Genomic DNA, 3,176 nt, shown 5'->3' on the forward strand with positions numbered 1-3,176 from the left:
TTTTTTACAGCACGCCGGCTTCAATGCCTGGCGACGTCCTACTCTTCCAACGCTTGAGCGTTAGTACCATTGGCGCTGTCAGGTTTCACGGCCGAGTTCGAGATGGGATCGGGTGGGTCACTGACGCTATGGTCACCAAGCAATGGAGACGGCGTGCTGTTTTTTAATCGATGTTGCCCGTGCTGCTCCTGTTTGGAGCTGTATATCTGGCTGGATGATCGTCCGAACATCCTTGACGATGCTCTGCTTGGTAGCAGGGCTGTCATTGATGGTGGGATTCATCAAGCATGAACAGAGTTATTAGGACCGGTTAGCTCCATGGGTTACCCCACTTCCACACCCGGCCTATCAACGTGATGGTCTATCACGACTCTATGATACCTAATCTCGAGGGAGGCTTCCCGCTTAGATGCTTTCAGCGGTTATCCCTTCCATACATAGCTACCCTGCTGCGCGGCTGGCGCCACGACAGGTACACCAGAGGTATGTTCAACCCGGTCCTCTCGTACTAGGGTCAACTCCTCTCAAGTATCGACGCCCACGGCAGATAGGGACCAAACTGTCTCGCGACGTTCTGAACCCAGCTCACGTACCACTTTAATTGGCGAACAGCCAAACCCTTGGGACCTGCTCCAGCCCCAGGATGTGATGAGCCGACATCGAGGTGCCAAACGATTCCGTCGATATGAGCTCTTGGGAATCATCAGCCTGTTATCCCCGGCGTACCTTTTATCCGTTGAGCGATGGCCCTTCCACGAGGGACCACCGGATCACTATGACCGACTTTCGTCTCTGCTCGATTCGTCAATCTCGCAGTCAGGCAGGCTTATGCCATTGCACTCTTGCAGCCGGTTTCCAACCGGCCTGAGCCTACCATCGCGCGCCTCCGTTACTCTTTAGGAGGCGACCGCCCCAGTCAAACTACCCGCCACAGAGGGTCCCTGCACCGGATAACGGTGCGAGGTTAGACATCAGAACATAACAGGGTGGTATTTCACCTATGGCTCCACAACAGCTGGCGCCGTTGCTTCAAAGCCTCCCACCTATGCTACACAATTCTATCCTAATGCCACTCTGAAGCTGCAGTAAAGGTGCACGGGGTCTTTCCGTCTAACCGCGGGTACTCCGCATCTTCACGGAGAATTCAATTTCGCTGAGCATATCCTGGAGACAGTGGGGAAGTCGTTACGCCATTCGTGCAGGTCGGAACTTACCCGACAAGGAATTTCGCTACCTTAGGACCGTTATAGTTACGGCCGCCGTTTACCGGGGCTTCAATTCGGAGCTTGCACTCCTCCTCTTAACCTTCCGGCACCGGGCAGGCGTCAGACCCTATACGTCGTCTTGAAGCCGACTTAGCAGAGTCCTGTGTTTTTGCTAAACAGTCGCTACCCCCTGGCCTGTGCCCCCCGACAGTGCTTGCGCATAGCCGGGGCCTCCTTCTTCCGAAGGTACGGAGGCAATTTGCCGAGTTCCTTCAGGATACTTCTCTCAAGCGCCTTGGTATACTCTACCTGACCACCTGTGTCGGTTTCGGGTACGGTCTATACGGTGGGGCTATTTCCTGGAACCTCTTCAAAGCACAACCAATCCAATAAGGTTGTACAATACACGAGATCCGTCACACACCACCAGGCCCACGAATATTAACGTGGTTCCCATCGACTACCCCCTTCGGGCTCGTCTTAGGGGCCGGCTCACCCTGCTCAGATTAGCTTTAAGCAGGAACCCTTGGTCTTTCGGCGAGAGGGCATCTCACCCTCTTTATCGCTACTCATGTCAGCATTCGCACTTCCGATACGTCCACGACCCATTACCAGATCGCTTCACTCGCTTACGGAACGCTCCGCTACCGCTCAGATCAAAGATCTGAACCCTAAGCTTCGGTGCATCACTTTAGCCCCGTTACATTTTCGCCGCAGGAACCCTTAATTAGACCAGTGAGCTGTTACGCTTTCTTTAAAGGATGGCTGCTTCTAAGCCAACCTCCTGGTTGTTTTGGGATTCCCACATGCTTTCCCACTTAGTGATGACTTGGGGACCTTAGCTGTAGGTTAGGGCTGTTTCCCTTTTGACGACGGACCTTAGCACCCGCCGTCTGTCTGCCGGATAAGTCTCGTTGGTATTCGGAGTTTGGTTAGTATTGGTAGATCTCGCGACCCCCGCAACCATCCAGTGCTCTACCCCCAACGGCATACATCCGACGCTCTACCTCAATAGATTTCGCGGAGAACCAGCTATTTCCCGGCTTGATTGGCCTTTCACCCCTAAACACAACTCATCCGAGAATTTTTCAACATTCACCGGTTCGGTCCTCCAGTGCGTGTTACCGCACCTTCAACCTGGTCATGCCTAGATCGCCGGGTTTCGGGTCTAATACACCATACTCTGTCGCCCTATTCAGACTCGCTTTCGCTGCGCCTACACCTAACGGCTTAAGCTCGCATGGTACATTAAGTCACTGACCCATTATGCAAGAGGTACGCAGTCACCCCCTAAAGAGGCTCCTACTGCTTGTAAGCATTCGGTTTCAGGTACTGTTTCACTCCCCTCATCGGGGTGCTTTTCACCTTTCCCTCACGGTACTGTGTTCGCTATCGGTCATGTACGAGTATTTAGGCTTGGAGGGTGGTCCCCCCATGTTCAGACAGGATTTCACGTGTCCCGCCCTACTCGAGTCCTTCATCATCGCTTTCGCATACGGGGCTGTCACCCGCTATGGCCACTCTTTCCAAAGTGTTCTGCTAGTTAAAATGAAGGCACTGGCCTGGTCCGCGTTCGCTCGCCACTACTAACGGAATCTCGGTTGATGTCTTTTCCTCCGGGTACTTAGATGTTTCAGTTCCCCGGGTTCGCTTCACCAAGTCTATGTATTCAACCTGATGATACCTTATCCACCTCACTCAATGACTGGTTGCCCATCCATCGAGAGAAATGGTGAAGGTGGGTTTCCCCATTCGGAAATCGCCGGATCAAAGCTTGCTCACAGCTCCCCGACGCTTATCGCAGCGTGCCACGTCCTTCTTCGCCTGTACATGCCAAGGCATCCACCAAATGCTCTTACCTCACGCTTGAGAATCCACACCATCAACGACAACCCTGCATAGAGGCCGCGTTGTTTACAGGTGGGACGATTTATCTCAGCCAGATATATAATGACACGTCGTATGTATTTG

The 3,176-nt window shown here is 53.1% G+C and carries 2 rRNA genes; both read right to left on the bottom strand.

Annotated elements, in window-relative coordinates:
* Nucleotides 1-25: 25 nt before the first annotated feature.
* Nucleotides 26-140 (bottom strand): 5S ribosomal RNA (rrf, locus tag EDF58_RS25600).
* Nucleotides 141-280: 140 nt separating this feature from the next.
* A 23S ribosomal RNA gene (locus EDF58_RS25605) occupies nt 281-3,074 on the bottom strand.
* Between the last annotated feature and the right edge of the window lie 102 nt (nt 3,075-3,176).

It is taken from the genome of Novosphingobium sp. PhB57 (genome assembly GCF_004342985.1).
Classification (GTDB): Bacteria; Pseudomonadota; Alphaproteobacteria; order Sphingomonadales; family Sphingomonadaceae; genus Novosphingobium.